Source organism: Arthrobacter sp. P4_F11, from assembly GCF_056401395.1.
In genome coordinates, this window is record NZ_JBFUJK010000003.1 from 196,680 (window position 1) to 221,676 (window position 24,997).

Consider the following 24,997-nt stretch of genomic DNA (forward strand, 5'->3'; position numbering starts at 1 on the left):
TCGTTAAAGTGGTCTCCGCTATGAAAGCGGACCGCCGAAGATGTCGATAGTGCCTTCTTTGAGGCTCACAATTGCACGCTTGGTGTTCTTGCGGGTACCCCAGCCGAATTTGGTGCGCTTGCGCTTACCGGCACGGTTGATGGTGTTGATCGATTCGACCTTGACGGAGAAAATCTTCTCCACGGCCAGCTTGATCTCGGTCTTGTTCGAGCGGGGGTCCACCAGGAAGGTGTACTTGCCCTCGTCGATCAGGCCGTAGCTCTTTTCCGAGACAACGGGTGCAAGCACGACGTCGCGCGGGTCTTTGATGGTGGCTGCACTCACTTGGCATCCTCCTCGTTCTTTGCAACCTTGTCAGCAACGAATGCTTCGTAGGCAGCCTTGGTGAAGACTACGTCGTCGGAAACGAGAACGTCGTAGGTGTTCAGCTGGTCTGCGTACAGAACGTGAACTTCCTCGAGGTTGCGCACGGACAGTGCAGCAACATCGTTGGCGCGCTCAATGACAACGAGCAGGTTCTTGCGCTCGGAAACTCCGCGCAGGGTTGCCAGTGCTTCCTTGGAGGACGGCGTGGAGCCGGCAACCAGGTCAGCAACGACGTGGACGCGGCCGTTGCGGGCGCGGTCCGAGAGTGCGCCGCGCAGTGCAGCAGCAATCATCTTCTTGGGGGTGCGCTGGCTGTAGTCACGCGGCGTGGGGCCGTGGACAACGCCACCACCGGTCATGTGAGGAGCACGGATGGAACCCTGACGGGCGCGGCCGGTGCCCTTCTGCTTGAACGGCTTGCGACCTGCACCGGAAACCTCGGCGCGGGTCTTGGTCTTGTGGGTACCCTGGCGAGCAGCAGCGAGCTGGGCAACGACGACCTGGTGCAGCAGCGGCACGTTGGTCTGTACGTCGAAGATCTCTGCAGGCAGGTCAACCTTGACAGTGCTAGTCATTGAACTAGGCTCCCTTCACGGCGGTGCGTACGAGTACGACCTGGCCGCGGGCGCCGGGAACGGCGCCCTTGATCAGGAGCAGCGACTTCTCGACGTCAACCGCGTGGACCGTGAGGTTCAGCGTGGTGTGACGAACGGCGCCCATGCGGCCGGCCATTTTCATGCCCTTGAAGACGCGGCTCGGGGTGGATGCGCCACCGATAGAACCGGGCTTACGGTGGTTCTTGTGGGCACCGTGGGAAGCTCCAACGCCGTGGAAGCCGTGACGCTTCATAACACCGGCGAAGCCCTTACCCTTGGTGGTGCCAACGACGTCGATCTTCTGGCCGGCTTCGAAGAGCTCTACGGAGAGCTCCTGGCCCAGCTCGTAAGAGTCAGCATCTGCAGTGCGCAGTTCTACGACGTGGCGGCGAGGCGTGACGCCTGCCTTTTCAAAGTGACCAGCCAGCGGCTTGGTGACCTTGCGGGGATCGATCTGGCCGTAGCCGATCTGAACGGCGACATAGCCATCAGTTTCTGCGTTGCGCAGCTGCGTGATGACGTTCGAGTCAGCCTGGACCACAGTGACGGGGATGAGCTTGTTGTTCTCGTCCCAGACCTGGGTCATGCCGAGCTTCGTGCCCAGCAGGCCCTTTACGTTACGGGTTGCGGTCATAGTCTCTCAGCACCTCCCTACAGCTTGATTTCGATGTTCACGTCGGCCGGCAGGTCGAGACGCATGAGCGAATCAACAGCCTTGGGCGTGGGGTCGATGATGTCGATAAGACGCTTGTGCGTGCGCATTTCGAAGTGCTCGCGGCTGTCCTTGTACTTGTGCGGAGAGCGAATAACGCAGTAAACGTTCTTCTCCGTCGGCAGCGGCACGGGGCCAACTACAGTTGCGCCTGCGCGCGTGACCGTCTCAACGATCTTCCGTGCTGAAACGTCGATGACCTCGTGGTCATATGACTTCAGCCGGATGCGGATTTTTTGTCCCGCCATGTCGCCTGACTCTCTTTCAGTCTGTGCTTCCCCTGATTAGGGCTGCCCTGTTCACTTACTAGTTGTATGGCTGCCGAAGCATTTGAAGTCGTGACTACCACCCGCCGCACAAGCTGAATCCGGAATGATCCGGGTTCCTCAACCTGCCGACGCAACCGACCCCCGCGGTCGGGCGTGTCGCATGTTTTCACACGTACGAGTCCGCAATTCCATGGGGAGTGGGTTATGTTTGGTCTCTCACTTGGACCCTGGCATCCGGCATTATCCGGATCGGGACGCGAAAGAGCGCTTGAACAACTCATCTAGTATGCCGGAATTTACGGGCAGAAGCGAATCAGCCCCTTTGCACGGCCGTGCAGCCACAGTACTGCAATCGCAGCGGTGCAATCACTGCACTGCAAGCGCAGCCGTGCAGCCGGGCAGGCAACGTACTGCAATCGCCGTATTGCAATCACTGCCGGAGGGCCATTGTCCTGAATCGCCGGCGAATGGATGATAGGGGCATGACTGTGCAGGACTCTGTAGCAGTTCAGGCCCTCGCCGCACGCCTGAGCCCCGGATTCACCCTGGGTGTTTCCTCCGCGGCCTTCCAGATCGAGGGCAGCCTCGCCGCCGGCGGCCGCGGGCCCTCCGGCTGGGACGCCTTTGCCGAAAAGCCCGGCAACATCCTGCATGGGCACTCCCCCGCCGTGGCCTGCGACCACTACAACCGCGCCGAGGAAGACATCGAACTGATGCGCGATCTCGGGATCGATTCCTACCGCTTTTCGATCTCGTGGCCGCGGGTCCAGCCCGAGGGCAGCGGCCGCTTCAATGCGGCCGGCCTGGACTTCTACGACCGCCTGATCGACCGGCTCCTCGCCGCCGGCATCTCCCCCATGGCCACTCTCTACCACTGGGATACGCCGCTGCCCCTCGAGCACCGGGGCGGCTGGATGAACCGTTCGACGGCGGAACGGTTCGCCGAGTACAGCGCGGCCGCCGGCAAGCGGTTCGGCGACCGCGTGGCGCAGTGGGTGACGCTGAACGAGCCCGCCTCGGTTACCCTGAACGGCTACGCCCTGGGCGTGCACGCGCCCGGCCGCGGCCTGCTCTTCGATGCCCTGCCGTCGGTTCGGCATCAGCTCCTGGGGCACGGGCTGGCGGTTCAGGCGCTGCGCGCGCAGGGCGTCGCCGGCGCCGTCGGCGTCGCGAACCTGCATTCCCCCGTCCGGCCTGCTTCCGGTTCGCCAACAGACAGGATGCTTGCCAGGGTGTTCGACTTCGTGCTGAACCGGCTCTACGCTGACCCGATCCTTCTGGGCCGCTTTCCCCGGCTGCCGCTGATCGCCCGGCCGTGGTTCCGTTCAATGCGGAGCATCAGCGACGCGGACCTGGACACGATCCACCAGCCGCTGGATTTCTACGGCCTGAACTATTACTACCCCGTGAAGGTGGCCACGGGACGCGGCGTCGACAGCCCCTCGGCAACCGCGGAGGCGATGCTGAAAGTCCCGTTCCACATGGCCGCGTTCCCGGAGTATGAACGCACAGGATTCGGCTGGCCGGTCGCTCCGGACCACCTGGGGATCCTGCTCCGGGAGCTGAAGGACCGGTACGGGTCCTCGCTGCCGCCGCTCTACATCACCGAGAGCGGGGCGAGCTTCCCCGAACCGGACCACGTCACCGGCCCCATTCCCGATGCCGGCCGGATCAGCTATCTCGCCGCACACCTGAGCCAGGCGGTGGAGGCCACCTCCCCCGGGGGCGTGGCCCACGACGTCGAACTGCTCGGCTATTACGTCTGGACGCTGATGGACAACTTCGAATGGGCGGCCGGCTACTCGCAGCGCTTCGGCCTGGTGCACGTCGATTTCACGAGCCTCAAGCGCACGCCGAAGGACTCGTACTACTGGTACCAGGCCCTCGCGCGGGCACGCCGGGCCTGAGCCCCGCCCGGCCCGTGCTACTGGTTGCGGTTGGACCTATTGATGCGCTTGGCGCGCTCGATCTCCTGGCGGAAGTGCCTCTTCGCCCAAAAGAACGCGACGACGACCGCGGCGGCGATCAGCAGAAAAATGAACCAGCCCATGGTGAGCTCCCTTCCCTTCCTGCAAAGGTATCAGGAACTTAAAAGGAACAGCCCCGCTGCAAGTGCAGCGGGGCTGTTCCCGATCCTCTGGTCAGCTGCCAGACGGCTGGCTGATCAGGGGCAAAGCATCAGATCGGCAAGTAATTACTTGATGATCTTGGTGACGCGTCCTGAACCAACGGTGCGGCCGCCTTCGCGGATAGCGAAGCCGAGGCCCTCTTCCATTGCGATCGGCTGGATGAGCGCAACGGTCATCTCAGTGTTGTCGCCGGGCATAACCATTTCCGTGCCTTCCGGCAGGGTGATAACGCCGGTTACGTCCGTGGTGCGGAAGTAGAACTGCGGGCGGTAGTTGGAGTAGAACGGGTTGTGACGTCCGCCTTCGTCCTTGGAGAGGATGTAGACGTTAGCCTCGAAGTCGGTGTGCGGGGTGATGGAACCCGGCTTGACGACAACCTGGCCACGCTCGACATCGTCGCGCTTCAGACCGCGGAGCAGGAGGCCACAGTTCTCGCCGGCCCATGCTTCGTCGAGCTGCTTGTGGAACATCTCGATACCGGTAACCGTGGTCTTCTGGACCGGGCGGATGCCGACGATCTCGACCTCGGAGTTGATGGCGAGGGTTCCACGCTCGGCGCGGCCCGTAACAACGGTGCCACGGCCGGTGATCGTGAAGACATCTTCGATCGGCATCAGGAAGGGCTTGTCACGGTCACGTACGGGGTCCGGAACGGACTCGTCGACAGCAGCCATGAGGTCCTCAACGGACTTGACCCAGACGGGGTCGCCTTCGAGGGCCTTCAGGCCGGAAACGCGAACAACCGGAGCCTCGTCGCCATCGAAGCCCTGCGAGCTGAGCAGCTCGCGAACTTCCATTTCAACGAGGTCGAGGAGCTCTTCGTCGTCAACCATGTCAGCCTTGTTCAGCGCGACCAGCAGGTAGGGAACGCCAACCTGGCGGGCGAGCAGAACGTGCTCGCGGGTCTGAGCCATCGGGCCGTCAGTGGCGGCAACCACGAGGATTGCACCGTCCATCTGAGCAGCGCCGGTGATCATGTTCTTGATGTAGTCAGCGTGACCCGGAGCGTCTACGTGTGCGTAGTGGCGCTTCTCGGTCTGGTACTCAACGTGGGAGATGTTGATGGTAATGCCGCGCTGACGCTCTTCGGGAGCAGAGTCAATCGACGCGAAGTCACGCTTCTCGTTGAGAGTCGGGTACTTGTCGTACAGCACCTTGGAAATGGCGGCCGTCAGCGTCGTCTTACCGTGGTCAACGTGACCAATGGTACCGATGTTAACGTGCGGCTTAGTCCGCTCGAACTTTGCCTTTGCCACAGGTTCCTCCTAGAACGTTTTCAAATTGACTTACCCTTCGGCCGCGCTTGTCGCGGCAGAAACTCCAGTAAGTCTACTTGGGGGGCTTTGGATTGATGAAATTGCAGATTCAGGTACTAATGCTAGTGCCTAGAGCCTGTTCGTGCAGGCGGCCGAACTCCGGCCTGGCCGGACTACAGCTGACCGGAGTCCGGCCACTTGCACCAGATGTGTCTCCGCTGGCGGAGACGCACCCGAGTTTTCTTGTTGCTGCGAGGCGTCCTGGGGACTACTCGCCGCGGTTCTTCTGGATGATCTCGTCGGCGACTGCCTTCGGGACCTCGGCGTAGCTGTTGAACGTCATGGAGTACACAGCGCGGCCCTGGGTCTTCGAGCGCAGGTCACCGATGTAGCCGAACATGCCGGACAGCGGGACGTGTGCGCGAATAACCTTGACGCCCTGGGCATCTTCCATGGACTGCATCTGGCCACGGCGGGAGTTGAGGTCACCGATAACTTCACCCATGTATTCCTCAGGGGTGCGGACCTCGACATCCATCAGCGGTTCGAGCAGGACAGGATTCGCCTTGCGTGCGGCTTCCTTGAAAGCCATACGGCCGGCGATCTTGAACGCCATTTCCGAGGAGTCAACATCGTGGTAAGCGCCGTCAATCAGCGTCGCCTTGATGCCGACAACCGGGTAACCGGCCAGGACGCCGTCGTTAAGCGCGTCCTGGATGCCGGCGTCGACCGACGGGATGTACTCGCGCGGAACGCGGCCACCGGTGACCTTGTTCTCGAACTCGTACAGCTCGCCACCTGAGGTGTCCAGCGGCTCGATCGCGATCTGGATCTTTGCGAACTGGCCGGAACCACCGGTCTGCTTCTTGTGCGTGTAGTCGTGACGCTCTACAGCACGCTTGATGGTTTCGCGGTAAGCAACCTGCGGCTTGCCAACGTTTGCCTCGACCTTGAATTCGCGGCGCATGCGGTCCACCAGGATGTCGAGGTGGAGCTCGCCCATGCCGGCGATGATGGTCTGGCCGGTGTCCTCGTTGAGGGAGACCTGGAAGGTCGGGTCCTCAGCGGAGAGCTTCTGGATGGCCGTGGAGAGCTTCTCCTGGTCACCCTTCGTGTTCGGCTCGATCGCAACGGAGATCACGGGCTCCGGGAAGCTCATGGACTCGAGGACAATCTGGTTGGCCGGATCGCACAGGGTGTCGCCCGTCGTGGTGTCCTTGAGGCCGATCGCTGCGTAGATGTGGCCGGCGGTCGCGCCGTCGACGGGCATTTCCTTGTTGGCGTGCATCTGGAACAGCTTGCCGATGCGCTCCTTCTTGCCCTTGGTGGAGTTGACCACCTGCGAGCCTGCTTCCACGTGACCGGAGTACACGCGGACGAAGGTCAGCTGGCCGAAGAAGGGGTGCGCGGCGATCTTGAACGCCAGTGCGGAGAAGGGCTCTTCAGAGGAGGGCTTACGGGTAAGCTCCTTCTCTTCATCGCGAGGATCGTGACCGATCATCGGCGGGACGTCGAGCGGGTTCGGCAGGTAGTCCACCACAGCGTCGAGCATGGGCTGAACGCCGCGGTTCTTGAATGCAGAACCACAGAAGACCGGGTAGATCTCAGAGTTGATCGTCATCTTGCGGATGCCGGCCTTGAGCTCATCGATGCTGATCTCTTCGCCCTCAAGGTACTTCTCCATGAGTTCCTCGGAGGACTCGGCAACTGTCTCAATGAGGGTTGCGCGGTACTCTTCGGCCTTCGCCTGGAGGTCAGCCGGGATCTCGCGGATCTCGTACTTGGCACCCATGGTGACGTCACCCTTGGCGTCGCCGGGCCAGACCAGCGAACGCATGTAAAGGAGGTCCACGACGCCGATGAAGTCGTTCTCGGCGCCGATCGGCAGCTGCATGACGAGCGGCTTGGCACCGAGGCGGCTGATGATGGTGTCGACGGTGAAGTAGAAGTCAGCGCCGAGCTTGTCCATCTTGTTGACGAAGCAGATGCGCGGAACGTTGTACTTGTCAGCCTGGCGCCAAACAGTCTCGGACTGCGGCTCCACGCCTTCCTTGCCGTCGAACACGGCGACTGCGCCGTCGAGGACGCGCAGGGAGCGCTCAACCTCGACCGTGAAGTCAACGTGGCCGGGGGTGTCGATGATGTTGATCTGGTTGTTTTCCCAGAAGCAGGTCACGGCGGCAGACGTGATGGTGATGCCGCGTTCCTTTTCCTGTTCCATCCAGTCAGTCGTCGAAGCGCCGTCGTGCGTTTCGCCGATCTTGTGGTTCACACCCGTGTAGAACAGGATGCGCTCGGTAGTAGTGGTCTTGCCGGCATCGATGTGGGCCATGATGCCGATATTGCGGACCTTGCTAAGGTCGGTAAGCACGTCCTGTGCCACGGTGTCTCCCTTTCGGATGGACTGCACGTTCGCCGCCGGCTCAGTCGAGCCGGCGGCGTCCGGGAAGTATTACCAGCGGTAGTGTGCGAAGGCCTTGTTGGACTCGGCCATCTTGTGGGTGTCTTCGCGACGCTTCACAGCGGCACCGAGACCGTTCGAGGCATCCAGGATTTCGTTCTGGAGGCGCTCGGTCATGGTCTTTTCGCGGCGGGCCTTGGAGTAGCCAACCAGCCAGCGGAGGGCGAGGGCCGTGGAACGGCCCGGCTTGACCTCAACGGGAACCTGGTACGTGGCGCCACCAACACGGCGGGAGCGGACCTCAAGCGAAGGCTTGACGTTCTCCATGGCCTTCTTGAGGGCTGCAACGGGGTCGCCGCCGGACTTGGCGCGAGCACCCTCGAGGGCACCGTAAACGATGCGCTCTGCGGTGGACTTCTTGCCGTCAACCAGCACCTTGTTGATGAGCTGGGTGACCAGCGGGGAGCCGTAAACGGGATCTAGAACTAGCGGCCGCTTGGGGGCCGGACCCTTGCGAGGCATATTACTTCTTCTCCATCTTTGCGCCGTAGCGGCTGCGAGCCTGCTTACGGTTCTTGACACCCTGGGTATCGAGGGCGCCACGGACGATCTTGTAGCGGACACCCGGAAGGTCCTTCACGCGGCCGCCGCGGACGAGCACAATGGAGTGCTCCTGCAGGTTGTGGCCCACACCGGGGATGTATGCGGTGACTTCAATGCCGCCGTTGAGGCGCACGCGAGCAACCTTACGCAGAGCCGAGTTCGGCTTCTTCGGGGTCGTCGTGTAAACGCGGGTGCAAACACCGCGGCGCATCGGGCTGCCGTTAAGCGCGGGAGCCTTGGTCTTTTTGACCTTAGGCGTGCGGCCCTTGCGGACCAGCTGGTTAATCGTAGGCACTCTCGTGTTCTCCGTTTTATCCGGAGCGGCCGTTGGCGGCCGCTCTCTTGTCGCTGCGCCTCGCCGCCCGAGCTTTGAAGTTCTCTCCAGAGCAGCTGAGGCGAAGCCTTAATAGTCGGACCGCACGCCGGGGTCCAAGGACTTTCGACCCGAACTGCCCCTAGGCATGCGAAAATGTGGCATACGTTGCACAAGAACCCTGCAAACCGGAAACGTCGTCCTGGTTGAACCTTTCAGCTGCAAGCTGTCTGACTCAAACCGGCGCACTCATCCACTGCCACAATAACAATTAGTCTCAAGTCTAACACGGACGGGTCCCAGCCCTTAATCGGCGGGGCTTACCACTGGAAAGGCCCCGCCCCCACCGAGGTGGGAACGGGGCCTGTCAGTCACTCAGCTCAGCGGAAGTCGCTGCCGAGATCGTAGTCATCCAGCGGGATGGCGTGGAACTCGGGAGCTCCGTCGCCGCCCAGCGAGTCGTAGGAGAAGTCACTGAATGCGCTGGGGCCGGTGAACAGGTTGGCCTTTGCTTCTTCAGTGGGTTCCACGGTGACCTCGGTGTAGCGCGGGAGACCCGTGCCGGCCGGGATGAGCTTACCGATGATGACATTTTCCTTGAGGCCGAGCAGCGGATCGCTCTTGCCTTCCATGGCCGCCTGCGTCAGGACGCGGGTGGTCTCCTGGAAGGAAGCTGCGGACAGCCAGGACTCGGTCGCCAGGGACGCCTTGGTGATGCCCATGAGCTCGGGACGGCCGGATGCCGGCGTCTTGCCCTCGGACACAACGCGGCGGTTGGCCTCCTCGAAACGGCTGCGTTCGGCGAGCTCGCCGGGCAGCAGATCCGATTCGCCGGACTCGATGACCGTGACGCGGCGCAGCATCTGGCGGACGATAACCTCGACGTGCTTGTCGTGGATACCGATGCCCTGGCTGCGGTACACACCCTGGACTTCGTCCACCAGGAACTTCTGCGCGGCACGGGGACCCATGATGCGCAGCACCTGCTTGGGGTCGACCGGGCCGTTGATGAGCTTCTGGCCAACGCTGACGTGATCGCCGTCTTCGATGAGAAGACGTGAACGCCGCAGCACCGGGTACGCGATCTCTTCAGATCCGTCATCCGGGGTGATGACCAGGCGCATCTGGCGCTCGGACTCTTCGATGGTGATGCGGCCGGCTGCTTCAGCAATCGGTGCGACACCCTTCGGAGTACGGGCTTCGAAGAGCTCCTGGATACGGGGCAGACCCTGGGTGATGTCGTCGCCACCGCTGGCGGAAACAGCACCACCGGTGTGGAACGTACGCATGGTCAGCTGGGTACCCGGCTCACCGATGGACTGCGCGGCAATAATGCCCACGGCCTCGCCGATGTCGACGGTCTTGCCAGTGGCCAGCGAACGGCCGTAGCACAGGGCGCAGGTGCCGACGCTGGACTCACAGGTGAGTACGGAGCGGACCTTGACCTCGGTGATGCCGGCTGCGAACAGTTCGGCAATGACGACGTCGCCGCAGTCGGTGCCTGCAGCTGCCAGGACCTTGCCCTTGGAGTCGACGACGTCGACGGCCAGGGTGCGGGCGTAGGCGCTGTTCTCGACGTTCTCGTCCAGGACGAGGACGCCGTTGGCGTCGGCCACCGCGATGGCCGTCATCAGGCCGCGCTCGGTACCGCAGTCCTCTTCGCGGACAATGACGTCCTGCGACACGTCCACCAGACGACGGGTCAGGTAACCCGAGTTGGCGGTACGCAGGGCGGTGTCAGCCAGACCCTTACGGGCACCGTGCGTGGCGATGAAGTATTCCAGCACCGAGAGGCCCTCGCGGTAGGAGGACTTGATCGGACGCGGGATGATTTCACCCTTAGGGTTGGCCACCAGGCCACGGATACCCGCGATCTGACGGACCTGCATCCAGTTACCACGTGCGCCCGAGGACACCATGCGGTTGATCGTGTTCATCGGGGACAGGCTGTCACGCATCGCCTGGGCGATCTCGTTCGTTGCCTTGTTCCAGATCTCGATCAGTTCCTGGCGACGCTCGTCGTCGTCGATCAGGCCCTTGTCGTACTGGCCCTGGATCTTGGCGGCCATGGTCTCGTAACCGGCGAGGATCCGCGGCTTGTCCGTGGGCACCTCGATGTCGGAGATGGCAACGGTCACGCCGGAGCGGGTGGCCCAGTAGAAACCGGCATCCTTCAGGTTGTCCAGCGTTGCCGCCGTGATCACCTTCGGGTAGCGCTCGGCGAGGTCGTTGACGATCGTGGACAGCTCGCCCTTGTCGGCAACGTTCTCAACCCACGGGTAGTCCGCGGGCAGCGTCTGGTTGAAGATGACCTGGCCGAGGGAGGTCTCGACCAGTGTGGTCTGACCGGGCTCCCAGCCCTCCGGGGCTTCCCAGCCGGCGTAGGGCACGAAGCCCTCGAGCCGGATCTTGACCTTGGAGTTCAGGTGCAGCTCGTGGAGGTCGTAGGCCATGATGGCTTCCGCGACCGAGGAGAAGATCCGGCCTTCGCCAGCTGAACCGACACGCTTGGTGGTCAGGTGGTAGAGACCGATGATCATATCCTGCGACGGCAGGGTCACCGGGCGGCCGTCAGACGGCTTCAGGATGTTGTTCGAGGAGAGCATCAGGATGCGGGCCTCGGCCTGGGCTTCGGGGCTCAGCGGCAGGTGGACTGCCATCTGGTCGCCGTCGAAGTCGGCGTTGAACGCGCCACAAACCAGCGGGTGCAGCTGGATTGCCTTGCCTTCAACAAGCTGCGGCTCGAACGCCTGGATGCCGAGACGGTGCAGGGTAGGTGCACGGTTCAGCAACACGGGGTGCTCGGTGATGATCTCTTCGAGGACGTCCCAGACCTGCGGACGGTAACGCTCCACCATGCGCTTGGCCGACTTGATGTTCTGGGCGTGGTTGAGGTCCACCAGGCGCTTCATCACGAACGGCTTGAAGAGCTCCAGGGCCATCTGCTTGGGCAGGCCACACTGGTGCAGCTTCAGCTGCGGGCCGACGACGATGACCGAACGGCCGGAGTAGTCGACGCGCTTGCCGAGGAGGTTCTGGCGGAAACGGCCCTGCTTGCCCTTGAGCATGTCGCTCAGGGACTTCAGCGGACGGTTGCCCGGTCCGGTGACCGGACGGCCGCGGCGGCCGTTGTCGAAGAGGCTGTCAACAGCTTCCTGAAGCATGCGCTTCTCGTTGTTGACGATGATCTCCGGAGCACCGAGGTCAAGCAGGCGCTTGAGGCGGTTGTTGCGGTTGATCACGCGGCGGTAGAGGTCGTTGAGGTCGGAGGTCGCGAAACGGCCACCGTCCAGCTGGACCATCGGGCGCAGTTCCGGCGGGATCACCGGGACGGCGTCCAGCACCATGCCGAGCGGGCTGTTGTTGGTCGTCAGGAACGCGTTGACCACCTTGAGCCGCTTCAGGGCGCGGGTCTTGCGCTGGCCCTTGCCGTTGGCGATGATGTCGCGCAGCATGTCCGACTCGGCCTGCATGTCGAAGTTCTCAAGACGCTTCTTGATGGCCTCGGCACCCATGGAGCCTTCGAAGTACATGCCGTAGCGGTCGCGCAGTTCGCGGTACAGGCCTTCGTCACCTTCGAGGTCTGCGACCTTGAGGTTCTTGAAGCGGTCCCAGACCTGCTCGAGGCGCTCGATTTCGGCGTCGGCACGCTTGCGGACGTTCGCCATCTGGCGGTCAGCGGAGTCGCGGGCCTTCTTCTTGTCGGCAGCCTTCGCGCCTTCGCCTTCGAGACGGGCAAGCTCGTTCTCAAGGTCGCGGGCGATCGTGGCGATGTCCGAGTCGCGGTTGTCGATCAGCTGCTTCTTCTCGATGTCGTGCTCAACCTGGAGGTTGGGCAGTTCTTCGTGGCGGCTGTCGGCGTCGACGCTCGTGATCATGTAGGCGGCGAAGTAGATGACCTTTTCGAGGTCCTTCGGTGCCAGGTCAAGGAGGTAGCCCAGGCGGGAGGGCACGCCCTTGAAGTACCAGATGTGCGTGACCGGGGCGGCGAGCTCGATGTGGCCCATGCGCTCACGGCGGACCTTGGCGCGGGTGACCTCAACGCCACACCGCTCGCAGATGATGCCCTTGAAGCGCACGCGCTTGTACTTGCCGCAGTAGCATTCCCAGTCGCGGGACGGGCCGAAGATCTTCTCGCAGAAGAGGCCGTCCTTCTCGGGCTTGAGCGTGCGGTAGTTGATGGTTTCCGGCTTCTTAACCTCGCCGTACGACCAGCCACGGATGTCTTCCGCGGTGGCGAGGCCGATCTGCATGAGGCCGAAGGAGGATTCGCTGGACATATGGTCCCTGTTCTCTCTTGTTCTCTAAATTCTGAAGTCTTGGGTTACGGGAAGAGGGAGGTGATGCACCGGGAAAAGTCAGCGCGGCCGGGCCGCCTGCTTTTCCCGGTGCCGCACCTGCTAAACCTCTTCTACGGAACTGGGCTCTGCACGAGACAGATCGATGCCCAGTTCTTCCGCAGCCGTGAAGACTGCGTCATCAGAGTCACGCATTTCAATTGTGGTTCCGTCCGTGGAAAGCACTTCCACGTTCAGGCACAGCGACTGCATTTCCTTGATCAAGACCTTGAAGGACTCAGGAACGCCCGGCTCGGGGATGTTCTCGCCCTTGACGATGGCTTCGTAGACCTTCACACGACCGTGGATATCATCCGACTTGATCGTCAGCAGTTCCTGGAGCGTGTACGCGGCGCCGTAAGCCTCGAGCGCCCACACTTCCATTTCACCGAAGCGCTGGCCACCGAACTGTGCCTTACCACCCAGCGGCTGCTGCGTGATCATGGAGTACGGGCCGGTGGAGCGGGCGTGGATCTTGTCGTCCACCAGGTGGTGGAGCTTCAGGATGTACATGTAGCCGACCGAGATCGGATCCGGGAACGGCTCGCCGGAGCGGCCGTCGAACAGACGGGTCTTGCCGGAGGAGTTGATCAGGCGGTCGCCGTCGCGGGTGACGTTGGTGGAATCGAGCAGGCCCGTGATTTCCTCTTCACGCGCACCGTCGAAGACCGGCGTCGCCACAGTGGTCTGGCCACTCTCGCGCGGCAGGTTCGGCAGCTGCTTGACCCACTCGGGCTCGCCCTCGATCTTCCAGCCGGTCTTGGCAACCCAGCCGAGGTGCGTTTCCAGCACCTGGCCGACGTTCATGCGGCCCGGAACACCCAGCGGGTTCAGGACGATATCAACGGGGGTGCCGTCGGCAAGGAAGGGCATGTCCTCGATCGGAAGGATCTTGGAGATAACACCCTTGTTGCCGTGGCGGCCGGCGAGCTTGTCGCCGTCGGTGATCTTGCGCTTGGCAGCGACGTAGACGCGCACCAGCTGGTTGACGCCCGGGGGCAGCTCGTCGTCGTTGTCGCGGTCGAAGACGCGGACACCGATCACGGTGCCGGACTCGCCGTGCGGCACCTTCAGGGAGGTGTCGCGCACTTCGCGGGACTTCTCACCGAAGATGGCGCGCAGCAGGCGCTCTTCCGGGGTCAGCTCGGTCTCGCCCTTGGGGGTGACCTTACCGACCAGGATGTCGCCGGCCTCAACCTCGGCACCGATGTGGATGATGCCGCGCTCGTCCAGGCCCGCCAGGACTTCCTCAGACACGTTCGGGATGTCACGGGTGATTTCCTCGGCACCAAGCTTGGTGTCGCGGGCATCGATCTCGTGCTCCTCGATGTGGATCGAGGACAGGACGTCCTCGGCCACGATGCGCTGGGACAGGATGATGGCATCCTCGAAGTTGTGGCCTTCCCATGACATGAATGCCACGAGCAGGTTCTTACCGAGGGCGAGCTCGCCCTGGTCCGTTGCCGGGCCGTCAGCGATGATGCCGCCGACCTCCAGGCGCTGGCCTTCGCTTACCAGGACACGGTGGTTGTAGCAGTTGCCCTGGTTGGAACGGGCGAACTTGTTGATGCGGTAGTTGGTTTCCGTACCGTCGTCGTTGAGCATGATGACCAGCTCAGCGGAGACCTCGGTAACCACACCGGCCTTCTTGGCGATGACAACGTCACCGGCGTCGACGGCTGCGGCGCGCTCCATGCCGGTACCGACGAACGGTGCCTCGGAACGGACCAGCGGCACGGCCTGGCGCTGCATGTTGGCACCCATGAGTGCACGGTTGGCATCGTCATGCTCGAGGAACGGGATCAAGGCGGTAGCCACGGACACCATCTGGCGCGGGGAAACGTCCATGAACTCGACGTCGGCGGCGGGAACCAGCACAGGCTCGCCTCCACCACCGCGGGCACGGACCAGGACGGTCTCTTCCGCGAAACGCTTGTTCTCGTCGAGCGGTGCGTTGGCCTGTGCGATCAGGACCTCGGCTTCGTCGTCGGCCGTGAGGTACTTGACCTCATCGGAGACGACACCCTCGGCGACAAGGCGGTACGGGGTTTCGATGAAACCGAACGGGTTGATGCGTCCGTAGGAAGCCAGCGAACCGATCAGACCAATGTTCGGGCCTTCAGGAGTTTCGATGGGGCACATACGTCCGTAGTGGGACGGGTGCACGTCACGAACTTCCATGCCGGCACGGTCACGGGACAGACCACCCGGGCCAAGCGCGGACAGGCGGCGCTTGTGGGTCAGACCCGAGAGCGGGTTGTTCTGGTCCATGAACTGGGACAGCTGGGAAGTTCCGAAGAACTCCTTGATGGCTGCCACGACGGGACGGATGTTGATCAGGGTCTGCGGCGTGATGGCCTCGACGTCCTGGGTCGTCATGCGTTCGCGGACAACGCGCTCCATGCGGGACAGGCCGGTGCGGACCTGGTTCTCGATGAGCTCGCCGACGGCGCGGATGCGGCGGTTGCCGAAGTGGTCGATGTCATCGATCTCGACGCGAAGCTCGTGGTCCTGGCCATCACGCTTGCCCATGAGGGTCTTCTCACCGGCGTGCAGCGCAACCAAGAACTTGATCATGGCCACGATGTCTTCGACGTGCAGGACCGAAGCTTCCTTGTCGCCAAGGGAGCGGTCGATGCCAAGCTTGCGGTTGATCTTGTAACGGCCGACCTTGGCCAGATCGTAGCGCTTGGAGTTGAAGTACAGGTTGTCCAGCAGGGACTGGGCAGCCTCAACCGTGGGCGGCTCGCCCGGCCGCAGCTTCCGGTAGATGTCCAGCAACGCGTCTTCGCGGGTCTCGGTGGCGTCCTTCTCCAGCGTGGCGCGCATGGAGTCGTACTGGCCGAATTCCTCGAGGATCTGGCCTTCGGTCCAGCCGAGGGCCTTCAGCAGCACGGTGACGGACTGCTTGCGCTTGCGGTCAAGACGGACGCCGACCTGGTCGCGCTTGTCGATTTCGAGCTCGAACCAGGCGCCGCGGGAGGGGATGATCTTCGCGGTGAAGATGTCCTTGTCGCTGGTCTTGTCGGCGGTGCGCTCAAAGTAGGCGCCCGGCGAGCGGACCAGCTGGGAGACGACGACACGCTCGGTGCCGTTGACGACGAAGGTGCCCTTCTCGGTCATCAGCGGGAAGTCACCCATGAACACGGTCTGCTGCTTGATTTCGCCCGTGTTGTTGTTCATGAATTCGGCCTTGACGTACAGCGGAGCCGAGTACGTTGCGTCCCGGTCCTTGCACTCAGCCATGGTGTATTTGGGGTCAGCGAACTCCGGCTCGGAGAAGCTCAGGGACATGGTGCCCTGGAAGTCTTCGATCGGGGAGATCTCTTCGAAGATGTCGGACAGACCCGAGGAGGTGGCGACGCTGAGGTCGCCTTCTTCGACGGCCTTCGCAACGCGCGCCTGCCAGCGTTCGTTCCCGACCAGCCAGTCAAAGCTGTCGGTTTGCAGGGCGAGCAGATTCGGAACATCAAGGGGTTCGTGAATCTTTGCGAATGAGAGCCGGCGGGTTGCACCGTCGGTGCTGTCGGCATTGATAGCGGTAGCGTTGTTTACATTAGAGGTGCTCGAGGCGACCAAGAGGGATCCTTCCACAGACCTTCAGGCGTTGTCAGATCTCCCCCGTTATGCACTCTGCAGAATGACTCCGCAGCGCTACCAGTCCGGTTCCGCTATATGACCCGGGACCCGCGCTGTCCATAGCTGGTGCACGTGGTAGACGGCACATTGATGGAACAGCTGTCAGGCTAAGCCCACCGCTATATGAAGGCTGAAGGTAAACAGGGAAGACGCAAATATCTACGATACGGCAAAGCAACCTACTTGTCTACCCCACTTCCGGCGGGATTGCAAGCACGAAGTTTGGCGGAATTTTCCCTGACTCCTGGCGGAGCCATTCGCAAGCTGCCCCGGGCAGCGCCCGGGGCGAGCGGGTCAGCAGCCGGGACCGCAGCCCAGACCGGGGCCGAATGGATAGGTGACGGGGCTCACGATAACGTAGACATAAGTCGAAAGAAGATCGGAAGAAAACACCATGAGCAATCCTGCAGACAACAACGATGTTGTCATTCTCGCCGCAGCCCGCACCCCCCAGGGGCGCCTGAACGGGCAGCTGGCCAGCTTCACCGCCGTCGAGCTCGGCACCCACGCCATCCGCGCGGCCCTCGCCGCCAGCGGCGTCAAGGCCGACCAGGTGGACAGCGTGATCATGGGCCAGGTCCTGCAGGCCGGAGCGGGCCAGAACCCTGCGCGTCAGAGCGCCATCGGCGCCGGCATCGGCTGGAACGTGCCGACGGTGACCATCAACAAGGTCTGCCTCTCGGGCCTCACCGCCGTGATCGACGCCGCCCGGATGATCCGCAGCGGGGACGCGACGGTGGTGGTCGCCGGCGGCCAGGAGTCCATGACCCGCGCACCTCACGTGCTGCCCGGTTCCCGGCAGGGCTGGGCGTACGGCACGGTCCAGGCCCTGGACGTGGCCGCGCACGACGGCCTGACCGACGCCTTCGACGGGCAGTCCATGGGACTGTCGACCGAGAGCAAGAACCTGACCCTCGGCATTGACCGGGCCTCCCAGGACGAGGTGGCGGCCCAGTCGCACCAGCGTGCCGCCCGGGCCGCGAAGGACGGCGTCTTCGACAACGAGATCGCCCCGATGAGCGTCAAGCAGCGCAAGGGCGATCCGATCGCCGTCACCGCCGACGAGGGCATCCGGCCCGACACGACCGTCGAATCGCTGGCCGGACTGCGCGCGGCGTTCGTCACGGACGGAACCATCACCGCCGGCAACTCCTCTCCCCTGTCCGACGGCGCTGCCGCCCTGGTGCTGAGCAGCCGGAAGTTCGCCGAGGACAACGGCCTCGAGTATCTGGCGGTGGTCGGCAAGCCGGGCCAGGTTGCGGGGCCGGACAACTCGCTGCATTCCCAGCCGTCGAACGCCATCAAGAACGCCCTGGACAAAGCCGGCTGGTCCGCCGCGGACCTCGACTTCATCGAAATCAACGAGGCTTTCGGTTCTGTCGCGGTGCAGTCCCTGAAGGATCTCAACTATCCGCCGGAGCAGTGCAACATCCACGGCGGGGCCATCGCCCTGGGCCACCCGATCGGGGCCTCCGGGGCCCGGCTGGCCCTGCACGCGGCCCACGAACTCAAGCGCCGGGGTACCGGCAAGGCGGCCGTGTCCCTGTGCGGCGGCGGCGGCCAGGGCGAAGCGCTGCTGCTGTACCGCGACTAAATCCGGTAACCGGCGGGCGGGGCGGGCCCGGACCACAGGGCGGCCGGGCGGACCGGGAACCGCCGCCAGGAGTCAGGAAGGTTTGACGCGATGCCAGAGCAGAAAACAACCAGCGGCCGCGAACGGTTCCTCGCCGACGCCGCGGCGCGGGGGCTGGACGTGGAGATCGTCGAACGCCTCGCCGCCCGCAGCCTAGAGGAGGCGGCCGGTATCCTCGGGATCCGGCCCGCGGATATCGTGAAGTCGCTCGTGGTCAAGCACAAGGACGGCAGTTTCCTGTTCGCACTGGTCCCCGGCGACCGGCAGATTTCCTGGCCCAAGCTGCGGGCGCTGCTGGGCGTCAACAAGCTCTCGCTGCCGGCGGCGGATACGGCTTTCGAGGCGACCGGGTACGAGCGCGGGACCATCACGCCGCTCGGCAGCATCCGCCCCTGGCCCGTCTACGCCGACCAGACCATCACGGGCCGTCGGATCTCCATGGGCGCCGGGGAACATGGCTACAGCGCATTCGTGGACGCGGATGCCCTGACGGCGGCCTTGGGCGCCGTCGTCGCAGATATCACTGAACCCAACTAGCCCGCCCGGGTTAACAGCAACGCGGGGTCGCTTCCGGCCCATCCCGACCGCCGGGATGGGCGCAAAGTGACCCCGCGTTGTTGTATCGGCGGGGGCTAAGCCGTGACCGTCAGTGGCGTCCCGTTGACGGTGAGCCGCCAGTTGGCCTGGCTGAACACGGCGATGTCCAGGGTTCCGCGGTCCACGACATAGTCGATGATGCGCTGCCGGATCTCCTGCTGGCTGTTCGAGAGCACCGGCGCGCTCTTCACGGCCGGGAAGTTGCCTCCGCCGCTCTGCCGGTAGTTGTTGATGGCCAAAGCAAATTCCTGCTCGGGCGCCAGCGGCTGGCCGCCGTAGCTGAGCTTGGCGATCCGGTCCCCCGCCGGCCGGGCGAGGTCGATCTCATAGTTCAGCGGCGCGTCCAGTCCGTAGACGACGTCGTAGTTGTAGTCGGGCGTGCCGTTCGGGGCCGTAGCCGTCACAGCGTTGGTGACCTCCTGGGCCCTGGCCGTGGTGGCGGTCACCGGTTTGAAGTACTGGGCGGACCACTCCAGGTATGCCTTGACCTGCGCGCCGGTGACCTTGATGGCGAGCAGCGTGTTGTCGAAGATGTACAGGCCTGCGACATCGCGGATGGTCAGCGGCCCGGCCTTGACGTCCACAGCACGGGAGAACGCCGCCGCAATGGACAATACGGGCAGCCCTGCGGCGGGAGTGTTGGCCAGCTCGGCCTTGACTGTGCTGGCCTGGACGTAATTAATGGCATCGATCGCGGCGGAGTCCTCCCAGCAGGCGGTGGCCGTGCTGAGCGGCGCCGTGGAAGTTCCGATGACCTCGTTGACGTAGTTCACCGTGGCCTCGTGCCCGGCCTGAACGGCCCGGACGACGGCGGGATCGGGGTCGACGGTCTTGGCGTCCAAAAGGAGCGAATGCGCCGCGGTGACGGTCCACTGCCCTTTTTCCTTGACGAGTTCGAGGTCCATGACGGAGACGCGCATGCCCCACTTGAGCGGCTCGGTCAGGAGCACCTGCTTGCCCGTGGCCTTGTTCGTGACGAAGCGCTCGGGGATCTCCAGGTGGGCGTGCCCGACGAGGATGGCGTCGATGCCCGGGACTTCCTCTGCCAGCTGGGTGGACGCGTTCTCGGGAAAGGGCAGGGCGTCACCGTAGGAGGACCCTGGAGTCGCCCCCGAATGGCTCGTGACGATCACGACGTCGGCCCCGGCCGCTTTCACCTGCGGGATGACGGTTCTGGCCTCTTCTACGATGCCGTTGAAATCGAGCTTGCCCTGGACGTTGTCCCGGTCCCAGAGTGCGCAGCCCGGCGTCACCAGGCCGACGAGGCCGACCGTCAGCCAGCCGCTGTCCGTCTTGATCCGCTTCAGGACGTAGGGGGTGAAGGCTCGCCCGCCCGCCACGGCGTCGTGCACATTGGCGCCCAACAGCGGGAAGTTTAGCTGCCGCTCCCAGGTGCGCAGAAGCCCAATGCCGTAGTTGAACTCGTGGTTGCCCAGCCCCACGGCGTCGTAGCCGATCGCGTTCATGGCCAGCGCCATGGGGTGTTTCACGGTTGCCGAGATGGGGTTGATCTTGGCGAAGTAGTAGGCCAGGGGCGTGCCCTGGATGGTGTCGCCGGCGTCGATGGTCAGGGTGCTGGCCGCGCCGCGCTCGGCGCGCATGGCGTTGATCAGGGTCGCGGCCTGGGCAATCCCGATCTTGTTCCCGGCGGCGTCGGCATAGGGGACGTTCTTGAAGTAGTCCCAGTTGAAGACGTTGTTGTGCAGATCCGTGGTGCCGAGCACCGTCAGGGTGAACTGATTCTTGGCAGTCGCCCTGCCACTGGCTTCGCCGGGGACGGCCTGCGCCGCCGGGGCTCCGGCCAGCGCGGCGGCGGCCGCGCCGCCGCCCACGAGGGCTGCGGCGAGCATGGCGCGGCGGGAGGGGGAAGTGTTCGGGTCCGTCATTGTGGGTGAACTCCTGAGCGTTGGGGGCCGGTGGGCACAAATCCAAAGTCTAGGGTCGCGCCATCAAGTGCGACAGGGGTATCAGAAAAACTTTGCCGAATCCTTGGGTACCGTTCACCGGCGCCGGCTGCCGGCCCGGGCGGTTCGGGTTTCCGGTCCGGGAACGCAGGAAACCCCGCCCACTGAGTGGACGGGGTTTCCTGTGAGCAGTGCGGACCGCGATGGATCCGGACGGCGGGTGTTACTTGAGGGTGACGCGGGCGCCAGCTTCTTCGAGCTGAGCCTTGGCCTTCTCGGCAGCTTCCTTGGTGGCGCCTTCGAGAACAGCCTTGGGTGCGCTGTCAACCAGGTCCTTGGCTTCCTTGAGGCCCAGGGAGGTGATGGCGCGAACTTCCTTGATCACTGCGATCTTCTTGTCGCCAGCAGCTTCGAGGATGACGTCGAAGTCAGTCTTCTCTTCAGCTTCTTCTGCAGCAGCGGCGGGGCCGGCAACGGCAACGGCAGCAGCAGTAACTTCGAAGGTCTCTTCGAAGAGCTTGACGAACTCGGAGAGCTCGATGATGGTCAGTTCCTTGAAAGCTTCAATGAGCTCTTCGTTGGTGAGCTTCGCCATGGTGTGGCGTCCTTCCTATAGTGGTGCGCGGCGGCCCTGAGGCTCGCTGTGGCACCGGAGTCTTATGGAGAAGAGGACTAGTTCTCTTCGGGGGCTGCGGCTTCGGCCGGTGCTTCGGCCTCGGCTGCTGCATCTGCTGCGGGAGCTTCTTCAGCGGCGGGTGCTTCGGCTGCTGCCGGGGCACCGTTCTCTTCTTCAAGCTTGAGGCGCAGTGCGTCGATGATGCGTACAGCAGCGGCAGCAGGAGCCTTGAGGATCCCTGCAACCTTGGCGAGCTGCAGCTCACGGGACTCGAGTGCTGCCAGGGCAGCAACTTCGCTGGCGTTCAGTGCCTTGCCCTCGAAGTAACCGGTCTTGATGACCAGCTGCTTGTTGGCCTTGGCAAAATCCGTCAGGCTCTTGGCAGCTGCAACTGCGTCACCCTTGATGAACGCGATTGCAGTGGGGCCGGCGAGCTGACCGTCGAATGCTTCGACACCAGCTTCCTTGGCTGCAATGGCGGTCAGGGTGTTCTTGACGACCGAGAACTTGGTTTCCTGGCCGAGAGAGACACGCAGCTGCTTGAGCTGTGCAACGGTGAGCCCGCGGTATTCGGTCAGGACAGCGGCGTTCGATTCCTTGAAATCGTTAGTGATCTCAGCTACTGCTGAAACCTTGCTAGGCGTTGCCATAACCCTCCTTCCGGGGATAGTGCCGGTATGTCCGGGTCCCCGCTCAAAAGAGCTAAAAACTAAAAAACGCCCCGCGCAGATGCACGGGGCTTGTCTCGACGCGGTCCATGACCGCGGAGCTTTGCTTCGTTCACCTGCGCCGGCCGCCCTATGTTCAGGGTCCTTCGTCCGGAAATCCACTGCGCTCTCCCGGCGCGACTGCAGAAGTGAGTCTTGCTTGGGAGAGTGGATTTCCAACAACCGACGGTCTTTGGTCCTCCAAGCTTACGGGACACGGCGCGCGTGTTCCAAATCGGGCCCGGCGGGCAGGGGCAGCGCCGGACTTCAGCGAAAGACTTTAGCGCCCGACGTCGGCCCGGGACCTCAGCTGACAGCCGGTCCGAAGTTGGGGAGTTCTTTTTGCCAGAGACCCGTCACTCCCGCTGTCGTGAAGCCGAGCTGCTGGTTGACCTTCAACAAGTAGCGGTTCTCCGGGGCGTTCCACGTGTACAGGACCCGGGCGTCCGGGAACTGTTCGCTGAGCCGTTCCATATTGGCGACCTTGATCAGCAGCCCGAGCTTGTTGCCGCGGTGTTCCTGCAGCACCACCGTGTCGTCCTGGAAGACGACGTCCGGGCGCAGGGCCAGGACACTGATGGTGGTCAGGCCCACGAGCGTTCCGCTGGCGACGTGCTCGACGGCGGTGACCACCGTCCGGCGGCCCTGGGCTATGGTGACTTCCTCCGCTTCCCGGAGGATGCCGCCGTCGAACACCATTTCCTGGGCATCCGGCCCCGGCACTTCGTCCTCGCCTGCCTGGTTTTCCAGCGCGGCGACGGCCTCGAGCCACTGGTCAGGACACCGGTCCGTCCAGTGGTGCAGACGGTAGCGGCCGGCATTGGCTTCCTCGGCCTCGGCCTCGAGGTCGGCGACGAGCTTGGTGTCCAGCGGCAACGCACAGGAGCTGAACTGCTCGATGTGCTGCAGGGTGTAGCCGGTGTGGCGGGCAAATTCCACGTCACGGCTGCCCAACGGGACGAACCCGACGCCGCTGCCGGGCACGAGCTGTTCGGCCTCCGGGTCCGTCAGGGTTGATCCCGGGTGGTTGGTGTCGATCAGGATCGTGTGGCGGCCCTCGTCCCGGGCGAAATGTTCGGCGGCCGCCAGCAGCTGCCTCCCCACGCCCTGGCGCCGGAATTCCGGCAGGATGTCGAGCGTGAATTCGGCGAGATCGAGGTTGTCCACGAGCGGCAGGGCGATGTCCGCCGTCCCGACAATCACGCCGTCGATCTTGGCGACGAGGATCACCTGGCGTTCGTAGGGGTCCGCCATCTCAAGCAGCTTTTCCTGCGGCGCGTAGGCGAGGTCGTCGGTGCCCCAGGTCTGCATCCGGACCCTGCGCCCCACCTCGATCGCGGCGAGAAAGTCGGCGGCATCGGGCGCGTCAAGGGAATCGGGGATCCACAGCTGCTCAATCCGTACATCGTTTGCCATAGAGGGCATCTTCCCAGCCGTTGTGCCACCCACCATCGGTACGGCCCGGCTCAAACCGGGCTTTCAACCGCCAGCATATGCTGGTTTGGGCCGCTGTTCCATTGGTGACGCCGGGCAGTTTCCGCTCCAGCCGGCGCCCGGCAGCTTCTGCCCCAGCCGGCGCCCGGTCAGTTCCGGATCTCATTGCCGGTGGCTGCGCCCGCGGCGGCAGCGGTCCGCTGCCACTCGCCGTCGTAGCCGGCCGGCTTGAAGCCCAGTGCGATGTTGATGCCGAGCATGTGGTCGTTTTCGGCGGCGTTGTACGTCAGGACGCGCCGGACCGCGGGGTACGACTCCCGCAGCAGGCGCAGGTTGCGGATCTTGATGAGCATGCCAAGCCGGTGGCCGCGGTGGCCCACCGCGACGAGGGTGTCGTCCTGGTTGGCCAGCCATGGCTTGTCGGCTGTTGTCTGCAGGACGGTATAGGCGGCCAGTTCGCCGCTGGCCCGGTGCCGTGCCGCCACCACAAGGGAGGACTGGCCGGCGCGCCGCCAGGTGTCCTCGACGTGGCGGACCCGGGCGACGTCCCAGATTTCCGGCTCGTAGCTCAGCGCTCCGGAGGGGGCGTCGGTGCTCATGCGGGACATGAGCACCGCGAGCTGGGCGGCATGTTCCTCCGGGCAGGAGTCGGTCCAGTGCAGCAGTTCATAGTCCCCCGCGCGGGCCAGGGCGTCCCGTTCCAGGGCGTCGAGGTCCGCGGCGGGCGGTACGTCGAGCGAACTGAACCGTTCCACCTGCTCCAGGCGGTAGCCGGCTTTTCCGGCGAAACGGACACCCGGCGCGCCGGCGGGCAGCGCTCCGGTCCCCGTGGCGGGCTTGATGAGGTTGGTGCCATCGACGTCGAAATCGGCCGGGTGCTCGGTGAATGTCTGCAGGATGGTCCGCCCGTCGGCGGCGGCCAGCGCCTCGGCGTGCACCAGCAGTGCCCAGCCGATCCCCCGCCCGGCGAAGTCATCCAGGACGCCCACGTGCAGCAGCGCACTGCCCAGATTCTCCTGCAGTTCACAGCGGACCCAGGAGTTGGCCACCATGAGCCCGTCGACGCGGACGAAGAAGAGCCGCAGCCGGGTGTACGCCGTGTCCCGCCAGTACTGCAGGCGGGCCGCCGCGGACGATGCCCGGTCCAGGTTGCCCCAGGTCTGCCGGATGAGCTCATCGCAGAGTTCCATGAATTCGAGGAACTCCGCCGTGTCAGCGGCATGGGTGTCAGCGGCATGGGTGTCAGCGGCATCGGTGTCAGCGGCATCAAGGCTGGCGGGCAGGGAGAGTTCCTCGATGAGGTACGACGGCGTAGTCACCGGGACAGCCTAACCGGCAAGTCCGGCGGCACCAAGGGCCCCGGATGCCAAGCGTTTTGTACGCCGCGGGGTCCCGGCGCAGGACGGCAAAAGGCCGCCCCGCAGTTGGCGGGACGGCCTTTGGCTGGAACCGGCGACGTCAGCGAAGCCGGCGGTTCCGTGGATC

Annotated in this window: 19 protein-coding genes; 3 read left to right on the plus strand and 16 right to left on the minus strand. The window is 63.9% G+C overall.

The features are described 5' to 3' along the window. Positions 1–18 precede the first annotated feature (18 nt). Genes rplW through rpsJ form a run of 4 tightly spaced genes read right to left on the minus strand, consistent with a single transcriptional unit; the run spans position 19 to position 1,922 of the window. Positions 19–324 (minus strand): 50S ribosomal protein L23, encoded by a 306-nt coding sequence (rplW, locus tag AC1DRO_RS05505; RefSeq protein ID WP_018773664.1) that lies wholly within the window; start codon positions 322–324, stop codon positions 19–21. Further along, complete coding sequence (rplD, locus tag AC1DRO_RS05510; RefSeq protein ID WP_028275117.1) at positions 321–941, minus strand: 50S ribosomal protein L4; 621 nt, start codon at positions 939–941, stop codon at positions 321–323. Before rplD ends, rplW begins: the two co-directional genes overlap by 4 nt. Positions 942–945: 4 nt before the next feature. Then, complete coding sequence (gene rplC / locus AC1DRO_RS05515) at positions 946–1,596, minus strand: 50S ribosomal protein L3 (protein ID WP_003803812.1); 651 nt, start codon at positions 1,594–1,596, stop codon at positions 946–948. Positions 1,597–1,613: 17 nt separating this feature from the next. Then, the gene (gene rpsJ / locus AC1DRO_RS05520) at positions 1,614–1,922 is read right to left on the minus strand and encodes a 30S ribosomal protein S10 (protein ID WP_003803825.1); all 309 of its coding nucleotides are present in this window, start codon (positions 1,920–1,922) and stop codon (positions 1,614–1,616) included. 503 nt (positions 1,923–2,425) lie between these two features. On the opposite strand from rpsJ, the gene AC1DRO_RS05525 reads away from it, so the two are divergent. Next, complete coding sequence (locus AC1DRO_RS05525; RefSeq protein WP_476950103.1) at positions 2,426–3,850, plus strand: GH1 family beta-glucosidase; 1,425 nt, start codon at positions 2,426–2,428, stop codon at positions 3,848–3,850. A gap of 17 nt (positions 3,851–3,867) precedes the next feature. Here AC1DRO_RS05525 and AC1DRO_RS05530 read toward each other — a convergent pair whose 3' ends face one another. The 7 genes from AC1DRO_RS05530 to rpoB all read right to left on the minus strand — a co-directional run bounded on the left by AC1DRO_RS05530 (position 3,868) and on the right by rpoB (position 16,561). Beyond that, positions 3,868–3,993, minus strand: a complete 126-nt coding sequence (locus AC1DRO_RS05530; RefSeq protein WP_256860042.1) for a hypothetical protein — start codon at positions 3,991–3,993, stop codon at positions 3,868–3,870. Positions 3,994–4,137: 144 nt separating this feature from the next. Continuing rightward, complete coding sequence (gene tuf / locus AC1DRO_RS05535) at positions 4,138–5,328, minus strand: elongation factor Tu (protein WP_018773660.1); 1,191 nt, start codon at positions 5,326–5,328, stop codon at positions 4,138–4,140. Positions 5,329–5,596: 268 nt separating this feature from the next. Next, positions 5,597–7,711 (minus strand): elongation factor G, encoded by a 2,115-nt coding sequence (gene fusA, locus AC1DRO_RS05540; RefSeq protein WP_028275119.1) that lies wholly within the window; start codon positions 7,709–7,711, stop codon positions 5,597–5,599. 69 nt (positions 7,712–7,780) lie between these two features. Then, on the minus strand, positions 7,781–8,251 hold the full coding sequence (gene rpsG, locus AC1DRO_RS05545; protein ID WP_011692813.1) for a 30S ribosomal protein S7: 471 nt from the start codon (positions 8,249–8,251) through the stop codon (positions 7,781–7,783). Between the two features lies 1 nt (position 8,252). Next, complete coding sequence (gene rpsL, locus AC1DRO_RS05550; RefSeq protein ID WP_018773658.1) at positions 8,253–8,627, minus strand: 30S ribosomal protein S12; 375 nt, start codon at positions 8,625–8,627, stop codon at positions 8,253–8,255. Positions 8,628–9,025: 398 nt separating this feature from the next. Continuing rightward, positions 9,026–12,925, minus strand: coding sequence for a DNA-directed RNA polymerase subunit beta' (locus AC1DRO_RS05555; protein WP_028275120.1), 3,900 nt, complete (start codon positions 12,923–12,925; stop codon positions 9,026–9,028). Between the two features lie 120 nt (positions 12,926–13,045). Continuing rightward, complete coding sequence (rpoB, locus tag AC1DRO_RS05560) at positions 13,046–16,561, minus strand: DNA-directed RNA polymerase subunit beta (RefSeq protein ID WP_028275121.1); 3,516 nt, start codon at positions 16,559–16,561, stop codon at positions 13,046–13,048. A gap of 454 nt (positions 16,562–17,015) precedes the next feature. Here rpoB and AC1DRO_RS05565 point away from each other — a divergent pair, with 454 nt between their 5' ends. Together AC1DRO_RS05565 and AC1DRO_RS05570 are read left to right on the plus strand one after the other, a co-directional pair. After that, entirely contained in the window at positions 17,016–18,215 is a 1,200-nt protein-coding gene (locus tag AC1DRO_RS05565; protein WP_476950104.1) for an acetyl-CoA C-acetyltransferase, read from the plus strand. A 90-nt stretch (positions 18,216–18,305) separates the two neighbouring features. Then, complete coding sequence (locus AC1DRO_RS05570) at positions 18,306–18,791, plus strand: aminoacyl-tRNA deacylase (RefSeq protein WP_223913811.1); 486 nt, start codon at positions 18,306–18,308, stop codon at positions 18,789–18,791. Positions 18,792–18,886: 95 nt separating this feature from the next. Here the strand turns inward: AC1DRO_RS05570 and AC1DRO_RS05575 are convergent, their stop codons facing one another. From AC1DRO_RS05575 to AC1DRO_RS05595, 5 genes are all read right to left on the minus strand, one after another. Beyond that, a complete protein-coding gene (locus tag AC1DRO_RS05575) occupies positions 18,887–20,737 on the minus strand; it encodes a bifunctional metallophosphatase/5'-nucleotidase (protein WP_476950105.1) in 1,851 nt (616 codons plus the stop codon). A gap of 241 nt (positions 20,738–20,978) precedes the next feature. Beyond that, positions 20,979–21,350, minus strand: coding sequence for a 50S ribosomal protein L7/L12 (gene rplL / locus AC1DRO_RS05580; RefSeq protein WP_028276543.1), 372 nt, complete (start codon positions 21,348–21,350; stop codon positions 20,979–20,981). A gap of 77 nt (positions 21,351–21,427) precedes the next feature. Further along, positions 21,428–22,021 carry a 50S ribosomal protein L10 gene (gene rplJ / locus AC1DRO_RS05585; protein WP_028276542.1) on the minus strand — a complete coding sequence of 198 codons (594 nt, stop codon included), beginning with the start codon at positions 22,019–22,021 and terminating at the stop codon, positions 21,428–21,430. Positions 22,022–22,384: 363 nt separating this feature from the next. After that, complete coding sequence (locus AC1DRO_RS05590; RefSeq protein WP_476950106.1) at positions 22,385–23,494, minus strand: GNAT family N-acetyltransferase; 1,110 nt, start codon at positions 23,492–23,494, stop codon at positions 22,385–22,387. A 167-nt stretch (positions 23,495–23,661) separates the two neighbouring features. Further along, the gene (locus AC1DRO_RS05595) at positions 23,662–24,831 is read right to left on the minus strand and encodes a GNAT family N-acetyltransferase (protein ID WP_476950107.1); all 1,170 of its coding nucleotides are present in this window, start codon (positions 24,829–24,831) and stop codon (positions 23,662–23,664) included. Positions 24,832–24,997 lie beyond the last annotated feature (166 nt).

Coding starts and splice junctions, on each gene's coding strand:
- rplD (WP_028275117.1), bottom strand. CDS start 941: ATGACTAGCACTGTCAAGGTTGACCTGCCTGCAGAGATCTTCGACGTA.
- rplC (WP_003803812.1), bottom strand. CDS start 1,596: ATGACCGCAACCCGTAACGTAAAGGGCCTGCTGGGCACGAAGCTCGGC.
- rpsJ (WP_003803825.1), bottom strand. CDS start 1,922: ATGGCGGGACAAAAAATCCGCATCCGGCTGAAGTCATATGACCACGAG.
- AC1DRO_RS05525 (WP_476950103.1), top strand. CDS start 2,426: ATGACTGTGCAGGACTCTGTAGCAGTTCAGGCCCTCGCCGCACGCCTG.
- AC1DRO_RS05530 (WP_256860042.1), bottom strand. CDS start 3,993: ATGGGCTGGTTCATTTTTCTGCTGATCGCCGCCGCGGTCGTCGTCGCG.
- rpsG (WP_011692813.1), bottom strand. CDS start 8,251: ATGCCTCGCAAGGGTCCGGCCCCCAAGCGGCCGCTAGTTCTAGATCCC.
- AC1DRO_RS05555 (WP_028275120.1), bottom strand. CDS start 12,925: ATGTCCAGCGAATCCTCCTTCGGCCTCATGCAGATCGGCCTCGCCACC.
- AC1DRO_RS05565 (WP_476950104.1), top strand. CDS start 17,016: ATGAGCAATCCTGCAGACAACAACGATGTTGTCATTCTCGCCGCAGCC.
- AC1DRO_RS05570 (WP_223913811.1), top strand. CDS start 18,306: ATGCCAGAGCAGAAAACAACCAGCGGCCGCGAACGGTTCCTCGCCGAC.
- AC1DRO_RS05575 (WP_476950105.1), bottom strand. CDS start 20,737: ATGACGGACCCGAACACTTCCCCCTCCCGCCGCGCCATGCTCGCCGCA.
- rplL (WP_028276543.1), bottom strand. CDS start 21,350: ATGGCGAAGCTCACCAACGAAGAGCTCATTGAAGCTTTCAAGGAACTG.
- rplJ (WP_028276542.1), bottom strand. CDS start 22,021: ATGGCAACGCCTAGCAAGGTTTCAGCAGTAGCTGAGATCACTAACGAT.
- AC1DRO_RS05590 (WP_476950106.1), bottom strand. CDS start 23,494: ATGGCAAACGATGTACGGATTGAGCAGCTGTGGATCCCCGATTCCCTT.